Origin of the sequence: Serratia plymuthica NBRC 102599, assembly GCF_001590925.1 — a bacterium.
Taxonomy (GTDB): domain Bacteria; phylum Pseudomonadota; class Gammaproteobacteria; order Enterobacterales; family Enterobacteriaceae; genus Serratia; species Serratia plymuthica.
The window spans coordinates 299,173-315,558 of the sequence record NZ_BCTU01000001.1 but is presented as its reverse complement, the minus strand read 5'-3'; the positions used below and the strand labels follow the sequence as shown (position 1 = coordinate 315,558).

At 56.5% G+C, this 16,386-nt stretch carries 17 protein-coding genes; 6 read left to right on the top strand and 11 right to left on the bottom strand.

Annotated elements, in window-relative coordinates; all coding sequences use genetic code 11:
- The first annotated feature begins 1 nt into the window (after nucleotide 1).
- Nucleotides 2-598, top strand: coding sequence for a phenylacetic acid degradation protein PaaY (gene paaY, locus SPL01S_RS01315; RefSeq protein WP_062871259.1), 597 nt, complete (start codon nucleotides 2-4; stop codon nucleotides 596-598).
- An 81-nt stretch (nucleotides 599-679) separates the two neighbouring features.
- Nucleotides 680-2,158 (top strand): MocR-like pyridoxine biosynthesis transcription factor PdxR, encoded by a 1,479-nt coding sequence (gene pdxR, locus SPL01S_RS01310; RefSeq protein WP_063197116.1) that lies wholly within the window; start codon nucleotides 680-682, stop codon nucleotides 2,156-2,158.
- A gap of 11 nt (nucleotides 2,159-2,169) precedes the next feature.
- On the opposite strand, the gene SPL01S_RS01305 is transcribed toward pdxR, so the two are convergent.
- From SPL01S_RS01305 to SPL01S_RS01280, 6 genes are all read right to left on the bottom strand, one after another.
- The gene (locus SPL01S_RS01305; RefSeq protein ID WP_063197114.1) at nucleotides 2,170-3,087 is read right to left on the bottom strand and encodes a DMT family transporter; all 918 of its coding nucleotides are present in this window, start codon (nucleotides 3,085-3,087) and stop codon (nucleotides 2,170-2,172) included.
- Between the two features lie 94 nt (nucleotides 3,088-3,181).
- The gene (locus SPL01S_RS01300; protein ID WP_063197112.1) at nucleotides 3,182-4,582 is read right to left on the bottom strand and encodes an amino acid permease; all 1,401 of its coding nucleotides are present in this window, start codon (nucleotides 4,580-4,582) and stop codon (nucleotides 3,182-3,184) included.
- Between the two features lie 18 nt (nucleotides 4,583-4,600).
- Nucleotides 4,601-5,788, bottom strand: a complete 1,188-nt coding sequence (locus SPL01S_RS01295; protein ID WP_063197110.1) for an amino acid aminotransferase — start codon at nucleotides 5,786-5,788, stop codon at nucleotides 4,601-4,603.
- A 60-nt stretch (nucleotides 5,789-5,848) separates the two neighbouring features.
- On the bottom strand, nucleotides 5,849-6,220 hold the full coding sequence (locus SPL01S_RS01290) for a RidA family protein (protein WP_062871266.1): 372 nt from the start codon (nucleotides 6,218-6,220) through the stop codon (nucleotides 5,849-5,851).
- Between the two features lie 3 nt (nucleotides 6,221-6,223).
- Nucleotides 6,224-7,018, bottom strand: coding sequence for an alpha/beta hydrolase (locus SPL01S_RS01285; RefSeq protein ID WP_063197108.1), 795 nt, complete (start codon nucleotides 7,016-7,018; stop codon nucleotides 6,224-6,226).
- Between the two features lie 166 nt (nucleotides 7,019-7,184).
- Nucleotides 7,185-8,084, bottom strand: a complete 900-nt coding sequence (locus SPL01S_RS01280) for a LysR family transcriptional regulator (RefSeq protein WP_062871268.1) — start codon at nucleotides 8,082-8,084, stop codon at nucleotides 7,185-7,187.
- Nucleotides 8,085-8,182: 98 nt separating this feature from the next.
- On the opposite strand from SPL01S_RS01280, the gene SPL01S_RS01275 reads away from it, so the two are divergent.
- Nucleotides 8,183-8,800 (top strand): glutathione S-transferase family protein, encoded by a 618-nt coding sequence (locus SPL01S_RS01275; RefSeq protein ID WP_063197106.1) that lies wholly within the window; start codon nucleotides 8,183-8,185, stop codon nucleotides 8,798-8,800.
- A gap of 5 nt (nucleotides 8,801-8,805) precedes the next feature.
- The gene (locus SPL01S_RS01270; protein ID WP_063197104.1) at nucleotides 8,806-9,720 is read left to right on the top strand and encodes a pyridoxamine 5'-phosphate oxidase family protein; all 915 of its coding nucleotides are present in this window, start codon (nucleotides 8,806-8,808) and stop codon (nucleotides 9,718-9,720) included.
- Between the two features lie 46 nt (nucleotides 9,721-9,766).
- Here the strand turns inward: SPL01S_RS01270 and SPL01S_RS01265 are convergent, their stop codons facing one another.
- Nucleotides 9,767-9,982 (bottom strand): glycogen synthesis protein, encoded by a 216-nt coding sequence (locus tag SPL01S_RS01265; protein ID WP_063197102.1) that lies wholly within the window; start codon nucleotides 9,980-9,982, stop codon nucleotides 9,767-9,769.
- Between the two features lie 189 nt (nucleotides 9,983-10,171).
- Here SPL01S_RS01265 and gabD point away from each other — a divergent pair, with 189 nt between their 5' ends.
- Nucleotides 10,172-11,647 carry an NADP-dependent succinate-semialdehyde dehydrogenase gene (gene gabD / locus SPL01S_RS01260; RefSeq protein WP_063197100.1) on the top strand — a complete coding sequence of 492 codons (1,476 nt, stop codon included), beginning with the start codon at nucleotides 10,172-10,174 and terminating at the stop codon, nucleotides 11,645-11,647.
- Between the two features lie 99 nt (nucleotides 11,648-11,746).
- On the top strand, nucleotides 11,747-12,112 hold the full coding sequence (locus tag SPL01S_RS01255) for a glyoxalase superfamily protein (protein WP_063197098.1): 366 nt from the start codon (nucleotides 11,747-11,749) through the stop codon (nucleotides 12,110-12,112).
- A 79-nt stretch (nucleotides 12,113-12,191) separates the two neighbouring features.
- On the opposite strand, the gene SPL01S_RS01250 is transcribed toward SPL01S_RS01255, so the two are convergent.
- The 4 genes from SPL01S_RS01250 to SPL01S_RS01235 all read right to left on the bottom strand — a co-directional run bounded on the left by SPL01S_RS01250 (nucleotide 12,192) and on the right by SPL01S_RS01235 (nucleotide 16,172).
- The gene (locus SPL01S_RS01250; RefSeq protein WP_063197096.1) at nucleotides 12,192-14,108 is read right to left on the bottom strand and encodes a putative phage tail protein; all 1,917 of its coding nucleotides are present in this window, start codon (nucleotides 14,106-14,108) and stop codon (nucleotides 12,192-12,194) included.
- A 190-nt stretch (nucleotides 14,109-14,298) separates the two neighbouring features.
- Nucleotides 14,299-14,694: a (R)-mandelonitrile lyase gene (locus SPL01S_RS01245; protein WP_063197237.1), complete on the bottom strand. Its 396-nt coding sequence runs from the start codon at nucleotides 14,692-14,694 to the stop codon at nucleotides 14,299-14,301.
- Between the two features lie 345 nt (nucleotides 14,695-15,039).
- On the bottom strand, nucleotides 15,040-15,471 hold the full coding sequence (locus tag SPL01S_RS01240; protein WP_063197094.1) for a hypothetical protein: 432 nt from the start codon (nucleotides 15,469-15,471) through the stop codon (nucleotides 15,040-15,042).
- Nucleotides 15,468-16,172, bottom strand: a complete 705-nt coding sequence (locus SPL01S_RS01235) for a hypothetical protein (protein ID WP_063197235.1) — start codon at nucleotides 16,170-16,172, stop codon at nucleotides 15,468-15,470. Before SPL01S_RS01235 ends, SPL01S_RS01240 begins: the two co-directional genes overlap by 4 nt.
- Nucleotides 16,173-16,386: the final 214 nt, after the last annotated feature.

Here is a 16,386-nt window from a genome sequence, read left to right as displayed (position 1 = left end):
TATGCCTGTGTATCAGATTGACGGCCTGACGCCGGTGGTAGATCCGAGCAGCTATGTGCATCCGACGGCGGTGCTGATTGGCGACGTGATTATCGGCAAGCAGGTCTATATTGGCCCGAACGCCAGCCTGCGCGGCGATTTTGGCCGGCTGGTTATCTGCGACGGCGCCAACATTCAGGACAATTGCGTGATGCACGGCTTTCCGCAACAAGACACCGTAGTCGAGGAAGACGGCCACATCGGCCACGGCGCAATCCTGCACGGTTGCCGCATCCGCCGCAACGCCATGGTCGGCATGAACGCGGTGATCATGGACGGCGCAGAGATTGGCGAGAACAGCATCGTCGGCGCCATGGCTTTCGTGAAGGCGGCGGCGGTGATTGAGGCCAACAAACTGGTGGTCGGCAGCCCGGCGCGAGTACTGCGCGACCTGACCGAACAGGAGCTGGCGTGGAAAGTGACCGGCACGCGTGAATATCATGATCTGGTGCTGCGCTGCAAATCCACGCTGAACGAGGTCGAACCGCTGGCCGAAGTGGAGCCCGGCCGCCAGCGCCTGAGTTTTGGCGATCACCTGCTCCCAAAAAGCCAACTTTAAACGGGACGGGCTACCGCATTCCGTTCAAAAGTGGTTTACAGTTAATACCCTGTATTGCCACTGACTTCTGGACCGGAATCCATGCCAAGAACCGCCAAAACCGTTGAAATCCCCGCCATCGGCGAACTTGACCGAAACGCGGGGCAGCTCAGCCGCCAGCTTGCCCAGGCGTTGCGGGCCGCCATTCATAAAGGCGAGCTGAAAGCAGGCGATCTGCTGCCCTCGACGCGGGTGCTGTCGGGCGCCTTGCAGCTCGCCAGAGGAACGGTACTGGCCGCCTTTGAGCAGCTAACCGCCGAAGGATTTCTGGAAGCGCTGCCCGGTTCGGGTACCCGCGTGGCCCTGTCGCTCAATCGCAAAACCCCGCCACCGGCCAAAAAACCGCAGACCTGCGACATTCCCCTGACCGCCCAGGCGCAGGCGCTGGCACAATTCTCCGCCCAGCGGGCGCCCTTGCCACCGGTCCCTTTCACCGTCTCGGTACCGATCAATGATACTGCCCCCGATGACGTCTGGCGCCGGCTCGGCAACCGGATCCGCGCCCGGGGGCCTGGCGCCCCATCAGGCTACGGCGACCCTCTTGGCGAGTTGCCGCTGCGCAAAGCAGTCTGTGAATATGTGCGAAAATCGCGTTCGGTGCTCTGTACGCCAGAACAGGTGATCATCACCTCCGGCACCCAGCAGGGGCTTTATCTCGCCACGCAAATCCTGCTGGACGCCGGCGACGCCGCCTGGGTTGAGGACCCCGCCTATCGCGGTATTACCGCTATCTTTGACAACCTGCTCAGGGACCGGCAGATGGCACGGGTGCCGGTCGATGACCAAGGCATCGACGTGGCGGCGGGCCGAAGAATAGCGCTACGGGCCAGGGCCGCTTTTGTCACCCCGTCTCATCAGTATCCGCTGTGCATGCCGATGAGCATGTCGCGCAGGCTTGAGCTGCTGGCCTGGGCGAAAGAGCAAAAAGCCTGGATTGTCGAAGACGATTACGACAGTGAAATGCGCTACGCCGGTCACCCTTTTCCCTCTCTGCAAGGGTTGGATCCCGCCAGAGTCATTTACCTCGGTACCTTCAGCAAAATCCTGTTCCCGTCATTGCGGCTGGGTTACGCCATCGTCCCGGAACCGCTGCTGGCTGCCTTCTGCGGTGCGAGAGTGCTGATGGACCGCCACCCGCCTACCGCCGACCAGCACGTACTGGCCAGCTTTATGGCGCAGGGGCATCTGGATCGTCATATCCGCAGAATGCGCGGCGTCTATGCGGAAAAGCGGCGCGTGCTGACCGACGCCGTCAACGCGCATATTTCGCCGCAGCTTGCCACCTTACTCCCCAGTGACCAGGGGATGCACCGGGTATTGTGGTTGAAAGCGGGGTTGGACGACCGACGGGTGGCCGCCGGCGCCGGCGAGGCCGGAGTGGCGGTCAGTGCGCTGTCGCCGATGTACGCACCCGACAGCGGAAAAAGCGGGTTGATACTGGGGCTGGGAGGTTACGACGACGAGGCTATTCACCGCGCCGCCCAAAAGTTGAATCAGGTCATCTTGTCGCTGACAAGCTGACACCGCCGGATTTAACGCGAAAAACGCTTGGCGCCGAACACGCAAATCACGACGCCGGCCATCACTGCAATCATCGCCGGTTGGACGGTTTCATGCAGTACCAGCCCCGCCAACGCCAGGCCAAAGAACGGCTGCAGCAATTGCAGTTGCCCCACCGCGGCAATACCGCCCTGCGCCAAGCCGCGATACCAGAAAATAAAACCTATCCACATGCTGAACAGCGAAATATAACCCAACGAGAACCAGGCCCCGGCGCTCACCCCTGTCCAGGCTGCCGGTGCCGTCCAGGCCGCGACCGCCGCCGCCAGCGGCAACGCGATCACCAGCGCCCAGGAGATCACCTGCCAGCCGCCAAGCCGGCGGGACAGTACCGCCCCTTCGGCATAGCCCAATCCGCAAAGCAGTACCGCGACCACCATCAGCGCATCACCTGCCCAGGAACCGCCAGAACCCTGGCTCAGTGCGAAAGCGCCAACCAACAGGCCGCCTACCAGCGAAAAGCCCCAGAAGGCCGCCCTCGGGCGCTCCCCGCCGCGCAAAACGCCGAAACAGGCCGTCGCCAGCGGCAGCAGGCCGATGTAAACCATGGAATGCGCCGAGGTAGTGTGTTGCAAGGCTAATGCCGTCAGCAGCGGAAAACCGATCACCACCCCGACGGCGACAAAAATCAGCGGCGCGATATCAGCGCGCCGAGGCCAACGCTGGCGCATCAACAACAGCGCGCTCAGGGCCAGCAGCGCGGCAATCGTCGCCCTCATCGCCGTCAGGAATACCGGATCAAACTCCAGCACCGCCACCCGGGTGGCGGGCAAGGAGCCGCTGAAAATCAACATCCCCAAAAAACCGTTGACCCAACCCTGCGCCGAACGCGTGGCGCCCGCATGCACCCCGCCAACGTTAACCCCGGTTTTTGCTGTCTGACTTGTCATTCCAATAAGGCTCCACACGCTTCAAAGAGGGGTCATTCTCCGGATAAAGTGGTTTATTGCCAGAGCCACATAGACACATTTTCAGCAGACCGGTTTACTCTGCGCCCGTCGTTTCCACCCGGCCCGGCACGGGCTGGTGACGGCTATAGAAGAAATAGACCGCCACCAGCAGCAGGGTGAACGGAATGCCAAACCACAGCGTCATTTTGAAAAACTCGGTGAACGCCGTCGAGATCAGCAACGCGGCCATCAAACCGGCCCCCGCCAGCGTAGTGTACGGGAAGCCCCACATGCGGAATTTCAGGTGGGTTTTGCGGTGCTGACGGCGGAAAAACAGATGAGTGACAAAGATCATCAACCAGGTAAAGCAGGCGCCATACACCGAGATCGACATCATGGCGGCGAACGATTTTTCCGGATAAACCAGGCTCAGCACGATCGACACCACAATGCCGATACAGGACATGGCCAACGCGCTCACCGGTATGCCGCGTTGGCTGACGCGGCCCAGCGCAGCGGGAGCCTGCCCGGCGCGGGAAAGTGAAAACATCATGCGGGTGGTGATGTACAGTTGGCTGTTCATCGCCGACAGCGCGGCCACCAGTACGATGAAGTTGAAGATACCGGCGGCGGCAGGCAGATGGATCACGTTCATCGCCACCAGGAACGGGCTTTCGCCGGTACCGGACTGCCGCCAGGGTACGATCGCCAGCATCAGCGCAATCGACAGCATGTAAAAGATAAACAACCGCAAAATGGTGCCCTTGAAGGCGGTTTTGACCGCAATCACCGGGTTTTTGGCTTCCCCGGCGGCCACCGCAATCATCTCAATGCTCAGGTAACTGAAAATGGAGACGATCACCGCGAACCACATGCCTTTGACGCCAAAGGGGAAGAAGCCGCCGTTGTCGGTAAAGTTTTTAACCCCAAAGGCCGGGTTGGCGGAAAAGGCCAAGATGCCGATACCAATGGCGATAAAGGCCGCAATCGCCACCACCTTGATGGTCGACAGCGCGTACTCCACCTGGCCGAACGACTTGACGCCAATCACATTGATGGCGATCACCGCCGCAGAAAACAGCAGCACCCAGGGCCAGATTGGCGTGCCGGGGAACCAGAACTGCATGTACATGCCGATGGCGGTCACTTCGGTGCCTACCGCCAGCACCACGCAAGACCAATAGGAATAGCGCACCAAAAAACCGAACAGCGGGCTGATATAAAACTCGGCGTAGTCGCCAAAAGAACCGGGCGTCGGATGTTCGGAGGTCATCTCCGCCAGGCATCCCATCAGCAATAAAGCCACCACGCCGCCGATAAAATAGCTCAGCAACACGCTGGGGCCAGCCATTTGTATGGCATAGGCGCTGCCGAGAAACAGCCCGGTGCCGATCGCGCCGCCTATCGCCAGCATCGACATCTGCCCGGCGGTGAGCTGCTTTTTCAACCCGCCCTGCCGCCGGGCTATTTCGTCAAAACCTTTCATCTCTTTCATGGCAATGTCCTACCTTTTTCACACAGCGCGGGTGACGTCCAGCATGGCGGCAGTAACGTAATCGACATTATTTTGGTTCAGGCCAGGCAGGCACATGCGGCCGGGCGCTACCAGATAAATGGCATACTCTTGCCGCAGCCGGGCAAGTTGCTGTTGGTTCAGCCCGGTATAGCTGAACATGCCTTTCTGATCGCGGATCCGACGGTGATCCAGCCGTGAACCGCCCTGCTCCAGCCCTGCGGCCAGAATTTGGCGCATCTGCTTAATGCGCTGGCGCATGCCGGCCAGTTCACTCTCCCACTGATGCCGCAGCGCCGCGTCCGCCAACAGGGTCTCCACAATCCGGCTGCCATGGGTCGGCGGGCAGGAGTAGCTGCGGCGGATCAGCGTTTTCAGTGCGCCCTTCACGTTCACCGCGCTTTGCGGGCTGCCACAGCGTACCGATAAGCCCCCGAGCCGCTGGCCGTACAAAGCGACATTTTTAGAAAACGAGTTGGCGACCAAAAATTCCAGATCGGTTTTCAGCGCCTCATGCAACGCAAAACCATCTTCTACCAGGCCGTCGCCAAACCCCTGATAGGCGATATCGAAGAACGGCAGCAGCCGGCGGCGTTGCAGCACCTCGATCGTGGCGCGCCACTGCGCCTGAGTGAGATCGGTGCCGGTCGGGTTGTGGCAACAAGGGTGCAGCAGCACCACGCTGCCTTCCGGCAGGCTGGCGAGCGTATCGAGCATGGCGTCAAAACGCAGACCGCCGCTGGCCTCATCAAAGTACGGATAGGTGTGAACCTTCAGCCCGGCCCCCTCGAAGATGGCCCAATGGTTGGCCCAGGTCGGGTCAGACACCCAGATATCGCGGCGGGACAAATAGTGGTGGATAAAGTCCGCCGCCAGTTTCAACGCGCCGGAGCCGCCGAGGGTCTGTACCGTGGCGATAGCGGAGGTATCCTGTTCGCCAAACAGCAAGCTTTGCACCTGTTGGGTAAACAGCGGCGAACCTTCTATCGGCGGGTAACCGTGGGGAGTACGCTGTTCAAGCAAGCGCCGTTCGGCCGCTTCAACCGCCTGCATCAGCGGGATCCTGCCCTGCTGATCATAATAAAGGCCAATACCCAGATTCACTTTCTGCGTATTTTCATCCTGTAAATAAGCTTCCATCAACGACATAATAGGATCGGGCGCAGATGCGCCGATATGATTAAACATAGCGATTCCTTAATTCATTATTTAATGAATTGACTGGTGCAGGTGATAATTAAATGCGACTCAGGCCGTGGCGCTGACGGTTATTTCTATTTTCATTCCCGGCACTACCAATTTATCGACAATCACGGTTGAGCGATTGGGGTAAGGGTAATTAAAGTATTTTTTATAAATCTCATCGAGTAATTTAACGTCATTCACATCGGTGAGATAAACAATCACCTGCAATACGTTATCGCTGTGGCTATTGGCCGCTTTCAGCGTTTGCGCCAGATTATCGAACGTCAGGGTAATCTGGCTTTCCGGCGCACCGGTTTCAATACTGCCGTCTGGCCTGACCGGGCCGTGGGCAGTGAACAACATGCCCCCGCCTTTGGTGGCCCAGGAAAAGGGTTGCCCAATCTCCGGCAGGCCGGTATCAACGATGCTGCGCATGGTTTATTTCCCCGTGGTGATTAACTGCCGGATCAGCGCCCCGTCAGCGGCGAACAGCGCATCCAGTACGTTGTAATGATTGGCTCCCGCTACGGCAACCAGTTCAGCCGGCAGGTTTTTCTCCCGCAGCGCGGCGTAATAATGAAGCGACTGCCCTATCAGCTCCGGCAGTTCGGCTGCGCCGTAAAACAGCGTCATGGGTTTTAGCTGTTCAGGAATATGGCGCACCGGGCTCAGCTGCGTGATTTGCCGCCGGGTCAGTTGCAATTGCCGATTTACGTAAGTGCTTAACAGCGGTTCCAGTTCAAAAATGCCGCTGATGGGCAATACCGCGTCAACAACGGCATGCTGTTGCCAATAACTGGCCAAATGCCCGCCGGCGGAATGGCCGCACAAATAGACCGGCGCGTTTTTTTGCGGTGCCAGCCGCAGTTCAATGGCATCCAGCGCCGTGCCGATTTGCCGGCAAATATCCTCCAGCGTCGCCACCGGCGCCAACGTATATTCCAGCAACACCACATCAAAACCCAGCGCCAATGGCACCTCAGCAATAAAAGCGAAGTCGTCTTTACGGCAAAATTGCCAATAACCGCCGTGAATAAATATTAATGTTCCTTTAGAGGGCGCGTCAGAATATAACCAATCAAAAACTTCCCGTTCCGAATAACCATAGGCAATATTAAGTTCGCTACGTACTTGCTGATAAACGGCCTGACTGCGGGTTTGAAATGAGTTCAGGATCTCATTTTCATTGTCTACCGTCGAACCGTTATCGTAACTTCCCGGGACAAGTTTCATATATTAAACTTCGTTTATTATTTAAGATAAGATATGCGTTAACTATTAGCACCGGCCAAAATATTGTCAAGAAGGGAACCGCAGCAATGCGTGCACGGTAAAATAAATCTTATTTTTGCACCAAATAAGTTTAACCAGTGAAACTTATCGGTATTGATTCGCCGGTTTATACCGGCTGAATTTGCGCCAACCGACTTAATTCTTGCCAGGCGTAGTCCCAGAAGGTGCGCACCTTCAGCGGCATGCGCTGCACGTTCTGCGCCACCAGTTGCACCGGCATCGGCAAGGGTTCATACGCCGGCAGCAAACGCACCAGCGTGCCCGCCGCCAGATCGTCCGCCACCTGATACGACAATAATCGGGCGATGCCCTTGCCCGCCCGCACCGCCAGCAGTTGGGTTTCCACCTCGTTGATCAACAGCCTGGGCGTCAGCCGCACCCGCTCGCCATTTTCCTGCGGGCCAAAGCGCCATTCGCGCAGCGACGCGCGTTGGGTACCGACAATGGTATCGTGATCGGTCAACTGCGCCGGGTGTTGCGGTTCACCGCGCCGCGCCAGATAAGCCGGGCTGGCGACCGTAACCCGCGACACCTGCCCCAACCGGCGCGCCACCCGGGAAGAATCCTGCTGATGACCAATGCGCACCGCCACATCCAGCCCTTCATCGATCAAATCCAGGTTGCGATCGTTGAGCACCATTTCAATCTGCATCTGCGGATAGCGGTCAAGAAACGCCATCACCAGCGGCGCCACGTGTTTGCGCCCGAACTGCACCGGCGAGGTGACGCGCAACAGGCCGGAGAGCTGGCTGTCCGCCGTGTCCAGCACCGCCGAGTCATAGTCATGCAGCAGCAGGCGCGCACGCTCCGCCAGCCGCAAACCCGCCTCGGTCGGTGCCAGCCGCCGGGTGGTGCGCTCCACCAAGCGGGCGCCAAAGCGCTGCTCCAACGAGGCAATCGCACGGGTAATCGCCGGCGCGGAACGCCGCAGCTTGCGCCCGGCCGCAGCCAGGCTGCCGTGCTGAATCACCGCCACAAAGATAGCCAGTTCGTCCAACCGATCCATAGATTCTTCCAAAATGTGAAATTATCAATTTCTACATTGCCGGATTCCGCTCGCTGCCCGCAAGAGTATGCTGATAAAAATTATTCAGGAGCCTCATTATGCAAACCCTCAAACTGTACGGTACCCCGCTTTCCGGCCACGTTCATCGCGTGGCGTTACTGCTGCGCATGCTTGACCTGCCCTACGAATTTATCGAGGCTCCCGCCGGCGTGCGCCAGAGCGAGGCTTTCCGCCGCCTCAATCCGTTTGGCCAAATCCCGGTGCTGGTGGATGGCGACTTGGCGCTCGCCGACAGCAACGCCATTTTGGTGTATCTGGTCAAACGCTACGCGCCGGGCAGCCACTGGCTACCGGAAACGCCGCAGGCTTCGGCGCAGGTGCAAGTGTGGTTGTCCAAAGCTGCCGGAGAGGTCCGCTACGGCCCGGCCTCCAGCAGGTTGATCGCCCAATTTTCCTCTCCGGAGGATTATCAGGCTGCGCTGGCGATCGCGGCGCGCTTCCTGCAGCAGATGGAACTGCATCTGGCGGAACGTGATTTCCTGGCGACGGAACACGCCACCATCGGTGATTTGGCCTGCTACAGTTACGTGGCAGTAGCGCCGGAAGGCGGCATCTCGCTGGCGCCCTATCCGGCGATCCGGCGTTGGGTCGCGCGCATCGCCGCTCTGCCTGGTTTCTTCGCCATGCCGGCGCTGCCGGAACCCACTGCGAGGTAACGCTGATGACACAGCCGCTGTTCCACCCCGATGAAGTGCGCGCCCAGGCATTGGCCGGTTTTGACCGCGTGGGCGCAGGTATTTATGCCGCCATGCCCGACCAGCACCGCGAATTTTTCGCCGCGCTGCCCTACCTGTTCGTCGCTACGCTGGACGATCAGGGCTGGCCGGTCGCTACGCTGTTCAGCGGCCCGCCCGGTTTTCTGCGCACGCCGGATGACACCCACCTGCGGATCAGCGCGCCGCGCCGCAACGACGATCCGGCGCAGGCCGCATTGCAAAGCGGCAAACTGGTTGGCGCGTTGGGGCTGGATTTCAGCAACCGCAGGCGCAACCGAGCCAACGGCGTGATTGGCCGCACCGACAAGAACCGCATTGAAATCGAGGTCCGGCAAAGCTTTGGCAACTGCCCGCAATATATTCAGCGGCGCGAGCTTTACCCGGTGGCCGCTGATCCTGCGCCGATTGAATATCTTCCTGCGCTGGATGCTGGTGCGCAGGCGCTGATCCGGCGGGCGGACACCTTTTTCGTCGCCAGTTGCGCTCACTCCGGGCTGGCGCAGGGCGGCATGGATATGTCGCACCGTGGCGGCAAGCCGGGGTTTATCCATCTGGCGGACAACCGCCTGTGGATACCGGACTTTCGCGGCAACCGCTACATGAACACGCTGGGTAACCTGTTGGCCGAGCCACGGGCGGCGCTGCTGTTTATCGATTTCGACAATGGCGATATTTTGCATCTGCAAGGGGAAACGCAGATCCTCTGGCAAACGGATATCGACCACGGGGTGGAGGGGGCGGAACGTTACTGGCGATTTGATATGCGCAGTGCGTGGCGCTTCCCGCAGGCTTTGCCCTGGCGCGGCCGCAACCTGGAATACTCTCCGGCCACGCTGAACACCGGGGTGTGGCAAAGGTAAGTCGTCATAAAAAACCCCGCGTTGGCGGGGTCTGGGTGATAAGGATTTATACGCTGTGTTCCGCCGCCGAAACGGCCCGATAGAGCTGCCGAAAATAGCTCAGGCGCTCAAAAAATAAACGACTTTGCGCTTCCGACATATTGCCGGCCACCTTGCCGGCGTCGATTTCGCGCCCCTGCCACTCCATCAGCGCAATGCTGGAAGCGAGGAAATCCATGTTGCTGCTGTAGGCCGCAAGGTGCCGATTCACTGAATTTACCATTCTGCACACTCCTTTTTGTTATCTCGAAAAGGGACATATGCTTACTGAGTTCAGTATCGTCCCGGCGACGACTGTTTTTTGTACAGAAGGTGCGCATGGCAGCAAATGAATGCGGAAAAGTTTGCTAGGGTAAAGAGGAATATTTGGGACAGACCACAGTGTTTGAAATTCTGAAAAGGAAGATAACCGATGAGCACGACCTTCTCCGCCACCCTCAAAGATCCCGCGCTATTTCGCGAAGCAAACTACATCGATGGGCAATGGCTGCAGGCCAAAGACGGGCAAACCATCAAGATCCATAACCCGGCCACCGGCGAGTTGGTCGGCCAGGTGCCGGCCTTTGGCGCCGAAGAAACCGCGCAGGCGATAGCCGCCGCCAAAAAAGCCCAGCCGGCCTGGCGCGCGCTGACCGCCAAAGAGCGAGCCGGCAAGCTGCGCCGCCTGTTCGAACTTATGATGGAACACCAGGACGACCTTGCGCGCATCATGACCGCTGAACAGGGCAAGCCGCTGGCCGAAAGCCGCGGTGAGATTGCCTATGCGGCTTCGTTTATCGAGTGGTTCGCCGAAGAGGGAAAACGCGTTTACGGCGACACCATTCCGCAAAACCTGCCCGGCCGGCGCATTATCGTGCAAAAAGAACCTATCGGGGTATTTGCCGCCATTACGCCGTGGAATTTCCCGGCGGCGATGATCACCCGCAAGGCCGGCCCCGGCTGGGCCGCGGGCTGCACCGGAGTGATCCGCCCCGCCAGCCAGACCCCGTTCTCGGCGCTGGCGATTGCCGTGCTGGCCGAACGTGCCGGTTTACCGGCGGGCGTCTGCAACGTGATTACCGGGCCCAGCAAAGCGATCGGCGGCGAATTGACCGCGAACCCTGACGTACGCAAACTCTCCTTTACCGGCAGCACCGAGGTGGGCGCTCAGTTGCTGGCGCAGTGTGCGCCCACCATCAAAAAGACCAGTATGGAACTGGGTGGCAACGCGCCCTTTATCGTGTTTGACGATGCCGATCTGGACGCCGCCGTCGCCGGGGCAGTAGCCTCAAAATACCGTAACGCCGGCCAGACCTGCGTGTGCACCAATCGCTTTCTGGTGCAGGACGGCGTCTACGACGCTTTTGCGGAAAAGCTGAAAACCGCTGTGGCAAAGCTGAAAGTGGGCAATGGTATGGACGACGGCGTCACTATCGGCCCCTTGATTAACCGGGAGGCGGTGGAGAAAGTCAGCGAGCATATCGCCGATGCCGTGAAACGCGGTGCTTCGGTGCTGCTGGGTGGCCGGCCCCATGCGCTGGGCAATAACTTCTATACGCCGACCATCCTGACCGACGTACCGAGGCACGCCAAAATCTTCCATGAGGAAACCTTTGGCCCGGTGGCACCCTTGATCCGTTTTGAGCACGAAGCCGAAGCCATCGAACTGGCGAACGACACGCCGTTCGGCCTGGCCTCATACTTCTACAGCCGCGACATCGGCCGGGTGATGCGCGTGGCCGAAGCGCTGGAATACGGCATTGTCGGCATCAATGAAGGGCTGATCTCTACCGAGGTCGCCCCCTTTGGCGGGGTTAAAAACTCCGGCCTGGGGCGCGAAGGGTCGAAGTACGGTATCGAGGATTATCTCGAGATCAAATATCTGTGCCTTGGCGGGCTGGATATCTGAATCTGTCACCGGCCCCCGCAAGGGGGCTGAGCGCTGGCTAATCTGCTGCCATTTCTGCTACTTTGGATCGCCCGTCAGGGGCTTCTCAAGGACTCTCACATGGAATTCTCCGCCGCCATTCCCATTATCCGTATCTTCTCGGTTGAAAAAGCCAAAGAGTTTTATCTGGATTTTCTCGGTTTCACGCTGGATTGGGAGCACCGTTTTAGCGAAGACCTGCCGCTTTATGCCCAGATATCGCGCTCAGGTCTGACTCTGCATCTCAGCGAGCATTACGGCGACGCTACGCCCGGCTCAGCGGTGTTTATTCCGACCCGCGATGTCGATACCCTGCATCGGGAGTTAATAGCGAAACAGTACCGTTACGCCCGTCCGGGGGTTGAAACCCTTGATTGGGGAAAACAGGTGAACCTCACCGATCCCTTCGGCAATTGCCTGCGTTTTTGCGAGCCGAGCCACCACTAACGTAGTGTTGAATGCCATGCCCACAAGAAGTTGCCCCGCAGACGTGCCGCAGGGCAATAGGGCTGATATAAATAAGGGTTCAACTGTAGTTTTGCGGTGCCAAGAAACCGATATCAACACCATCAAGAGCAACATGAATGCGTGCGCCATCCCAAGCTAATGCCAGTTCAGCGTTGCCAGTCTGCCCAGTTCCGGCAGCTAACGTAAACCCGCCCTGCGCCACTGCATTAGCCGCCTTATGGTAACTGCCGCCAACAGGTTTACCGACATAAAGCGCCGACGATACTGGCGTATCGATATACCAAGGCAAACCGCTGTACTGCCCAATCGTCAGATGCACCCCTGCGCCACGTAACGCAGGAAGTACAGTTTCTTTGCCCGTGATGCGCCAATTGTTCGCCACGCTTTGACCAATCCCCATCAACTTCACTGGTGAATCAATAGCTTCGACGCTTTGCTCAATGATTACATTGCGCGGCACTTTGAGAGTGTTGGCAGTAGTTAATAGGCAAACGGCCTTGGTTTCTTTGACAATAAGCTCATCAATATCGCAATCTGCGGCCATCAAAACTACCGGCAGTGAACCTTCAGGTAATCCTTGAGAGAAATTCAGGCGGCGAATGGAGCAAGGGCTCAAAATACGGCAAATGGCAGTACCTGCAGTATAGGCAGCAGAAAATTCGCGCACGTTAATTTCATCGATCACCAACTGCGGCATATTGATATAGAGACTGTCTGCAATATCGACCTTACCTACATCCAAACGCCCAATACGACAACGACTCTGTGTACCCGATGCAGATAACGCAAAGCTGTGGTAACAAGAGCGAAGAGAAATGTCATCGATTAAAGTATCTTCAGAACCATTATGCAGTTCGACGCCGCTCAGACAGGCACCGACGACCACATTACGGACGGTGTGCCCTTTACCTGAGACATAAACGGCACAAGCGCGATTTTTTATCGCCGTACTGGTCGGGTTGTTCAAAAAATAACAATCCCCTGCACTAACGTTAATACAGAGATTATTGCTACCAGAGCCAATGATGACACCGCTACCCCATTGCCCACATTGAATGTTCGCAATGAAATTATTACTGCCGACATCCCCATCCTGAGCAATACTCAATACGGCACCTGAAAGGTAATTGGCTTCGGGTTTAGCTGCCGGAATACCCGCACCCAGCATGGTAATATTGGTCACATGGTTATTATTGCCTTTCACCAGGAAACCATCTCCCAGACAATAACCACAAGAGATGTTAGAAATTACATTGTCATTATTGTAAGTTGCGAAGAAATCATCACGGCATTCATCGACTATAATGTCATGAGCCATTGATTTACCCTGGAGACTAAAACCGTCGCAAAAATTGCTCAGTTGCATGTGATGGAAATAACTACCGTCTGCACCGGAGTAACCCACGTGTTTCTGCACCACATTGTAAATGCTATCGCGGTTGGCTACCCCAATCAGCTTGCCGCCAAACATTTCAACACCATGCAGATAATCATAGGTGCTTGCGGTGGAGGTTTCATTGGCGAACATCGGTTTCACATGCCCTGTTTTGGCCCGGATGGTCGATCCATTTAGATTGATGGTTTTACGCAGTGTTCTGCCATCTTTAACCCTCACTGTATCGGACGTCAGATAAGTCGCACCTGCGCGACAAATTACGCCATAAGAGGAAAGGAAACACCGGGTGAGCGCCTCTGTATCGTCGGTAACATTATCTCCTCTAGCCCCATACATGGCTGGCGTAACAACGCCTGATACATCCAAAACTCTTACCCAAACCCAATTGCCGCCAGATTTGATATAAATTCCGCCGTCATCGCTTAACGTTGTCGATTGCACCGCGCTGAATAAACCACCGCCGTCCGGCAATGTCGATGATGCATTCCAATTGGAATAATAGGATGTCACTTCAATCAGTTCTCCGGTAGCGGCCGGTATGATAGTGCGCAATGTGGAAATATCAGGGCAGGTATTCATGGTAGTAGCCTCGTTTGCTCATTAGCCGACAGTCGGCAGAATCAAGACTAATGACCGCAGGGCATCCTGTCCCATCGAGAGCGTTGTACCATCGATAAATAAACAAGATAGAGGCCCTGCAAAGGAAATCGCAGGGCGAAGAGGATTTCATCGATATTTCACATTTTACTTATGCCATGCATACCCCAGCTTATTGCCGGTATTGCTCGTCGCTCACCTTCTCCATCCAGTCAACCGGGCTGCCGTTGAGGGATTCGGCAATGGCGATGTGGGTCATGGCGGTTTCGGGGGTAGCGCCGTGCCAGTGCTTGACGCCTTCGGGGATCCAAACGATATCGCCCTGATTCATCTCCTGGATCGGGTCGCCCCATATCTGGATCCAACCGCGCCCCTGGGTGACGATCAACGTCTGCCCCAGCGGATGAGTATGCCAGGCGGTGCGAGCGCCGGGTTCGAAGGTCACGGTGGCGCCGCCCACGCGGGCCGGTTCAGTGCCGGCAAAAGGCGCATCAATCCGCACTTGGCCGGTAAAGTAATCCTCGGGACCTGGTCGGGATGGCAGGGAACCGCTGCGTTGAATTTTCAATTTTTCCTCCGTTTCGGCAATGGCTGCCGGTGCTGACATGAACAAGATAAGGGTAGACGCTGCGAGTAATTTCACTGGGTGTTCCCGTTAAGATGGCGCGAAAAAGAGAAAGATAACGCCACGCCGCTGCCGGGACTAGATAACAAAATACGCAAGGACCTATGAGCTTAATTCATGAGTGTTCGGGTGTGATGCCCCCGGCAAGCGTATACAAAGGATTTGAGGTTCAATCGTACGTGCAACAAACCACAATAAGAACATAGTTTGCTGTTTTTATTGATTTAACTGCTCTCAATTTAAAAGGGTCCCAGAAAGACCCTTTACATGCTCTGAAGATATCAGACGCTACTCTGTGTAAGGGCTGCGGTAGACCTGAACCACTAGGCTATCTGGCGAAGTGTATTGAATGACCGTCACAACATCCTTAGAACGCTGAGTTCTCCAGCATTCTGCTTCAACATCACATTGAGCTTGCACTTTATAACCCACAGAAGCCAGGTAGTTGCGAACCTTACTCGTATCAGGAGTGCCATAAAATCTCACAGTAAAAACATGAGCCTGTGGGCCGCTAACATTTCCGAATTCAAACTTATAATTATCTGAGATTCGCGGCATGTTTTTCAGCAGTTCTGGCGTGTAATACTCATATTCCCTTTTATCCTGCTGGGTATAATATGCACTGTCGGCGAACTCCATCTTGAGATACGGCCATGTGAAAGATAACGCGGCACCAGTGCCCACAACCACTGCAGCCAGCACCTTCAGAGACTTTTTCATAGATCCATTCTGCCAGTGCCAGAACCTAAAACGACAAATGTTCTATCAGGGTTCGGCAGAATCACGTTTCCTGATAAAAAATCGTTATAGGGCACGATAGTTCGCATAAACGGCGGCAGTATCCCATGACGTGGCCTGGCATTAGGGAATTTTTCAGGATCAGGGAATAGCAGAGGCTGGAAAGTTTCGTTTTTCCATTTACCCATTTTGCCGTAATAATCCCAACGCTTTAGCGCCGCCACTTGGCTGACCGGGCGCAGCATATCAAACGGGTTCTGAATCGATACTGCACGATAGAATCCAAGCAAATCAGAAACCAGGTCTTCACCGCTAAATCCGCTGTCTGTCACATAGTTATTGGGGAAAGATCCCTGAAAAGCTTCAAACCTCCGCGCCATTGTCATCATCATCGCCAGCGCAATGCTCTTCTGTTCCCAGTACGGGCGACCACACCTGATACGCCACGTCATCACTTTACCCGAACGGACTACTCCATAGGGTGACGTCATGCCCTGAGAGTAAGTGACATCGTAGTATTCCTGTCCCGATGATTCTCCACGAGCTATTTTATTCAGCAGTGCTCGAATATCTGTTCCCTGCGCGTGCCCCAGGTCAATCCAGCCAAGCATCTCCGTATAAACCAGTCCATACTTTTCAGTCGCGGCCTGCCTTACGTCGCGTATTTCTGAACGTTTACTCATCCCTGATATCCCTTCCTGTTTAACAATACAATTGTGCTCCATTCGCTCACTCGATAATACGCTGCCACCGCCCGGTTTCAATATTCCGGTTTTCACTGCATAGTATTCCCCGATACGCAGCGGGACCCCATCTTTGTGCTGGAAGGACATCTGGCGCAGCATAAGAGGCTGAATTCGGTGGAAATGACGCGGCGCTGCTCGGCTTCGGCATCGC